Source organism: Porcipelethomonas ammoniilytica, assembly GCF_025567485.1.
Lineage (GTDB): Bacteria > Bacillota > Clostridia > Oscillospirales > Ruminococcaceae > Porcipelethomonas > Porcipelethomonas ammoniilytica.
In genome coordinates this window covers 4,686-5,885 of sequence record NZ_JAOQKH010000038.1, presented here as the reverse complement: position 1 = coordinate 5,885, position 1,200 = coordinate 4,686, and the positions used below count along the sequence as shown (strand labels likewise).

Here is a 1,200-nt window from a genome sequence, read left to right as displayed (position 1 = left end):
CTGTCGGAACGTGCGGAAAAGATTCACAACAAGCAGGTCACTCCCGATGTTGACAATATGCTTAAGGTTACCACCGACGGAATTAAAATCGGTCTCGATCAGAGACTTATAAATCCTCTGCTTCCCGATGAACCCAACACTAAGATCAATATGTGCGTAAACAATGTAACCGATATCTGGAAAAAGACAGCGGGCGAACGTCTCACTCAGGTTATTTTCTGTGATTATTCCACGCCTAAGAAAGACGCTTTTAATTTGTATGATGATGTAAAATCCAAGCTTATCGCTAACGGAATCCCTGAAAATGAAATCGCTTTTATTCACGATTATGAGAAGCCGCAGGATAAGGAACGTCTTTTTGACAAGGTAAGAAACGGAGAAATACGCATTGTTCTGGGTTCAACGCAGAAAATGGGTGCAGGAACTAACATTCAAAACAAGCTTTATGCTATGCACCATCTTGACGCACCCTGGAAACCCCGTGACATGGAGCAGCGTTTAGGACGTATGAAACGTCAGGGAAATATGAACGACAAGGTTCACGAGTACATTTACGTTACAAAGGATACCTTTGACGCATATCGTTTCCAAACCCTTGAAACTAAGCAAGGCTTTATTTCTCAGATCATGACAAGCAAAAATCCTGTGAGAGTCTGCGAGGATGTTTCACAGTCGGAAATGGAATTTGCAGAGGTCAAAGCACTTTGTGCAGGTAATCCGCTTATCCATGAAAAAATGGAAATTGATATAGAAGTTCACAAGCTTCAGACTTTAAAATCGGCATATCTGAATCAGCGTTATAAGCTTGAGGACAATGTTTTAAAGCATATTCCCGAAAGTATTGCAAAAGCAAAAGAAAATTTAAATGCCGTTCTGGCTGATTCAAAAATTACCGAGCAAAATCCTCTGAAGCGTGATATCGAAAGAAATGTTATATTCTCCGGAATGACAATAAACGGTCAGACTTATGCAGACAAAAAAGAAGCCGGAACTGCTCTGATAGAAGCTGCTGCAAAAGCTCTTACCGGAAACCCAAATGCAAGAACTGAGATCGGACAGTACAGAGGATTTAGTATGGAAATTTTCTTTGACGCACTGTCAAACGACATAAAAATGGACATTAAGGGTAACGGCAGCTACAGAATCACTCTTAGCAGCAGTGATACAGGAAATCTTACCAGAATTGACAATGCCATTAAT

Annotated in this window: 1 protein-coding gene; it reads left to right on the top strand. The window is 40.7% G+C overall.

Translation table 11 applies throughout. The features are described from left to right. On the top strand, positions 1-1,200 hold a 1,200-nt coding region (locus OCV67_RS12630), incomplete at both ends, for a helicase C-terminal domain-containing protein (RefSeq protein WP_262644639.1).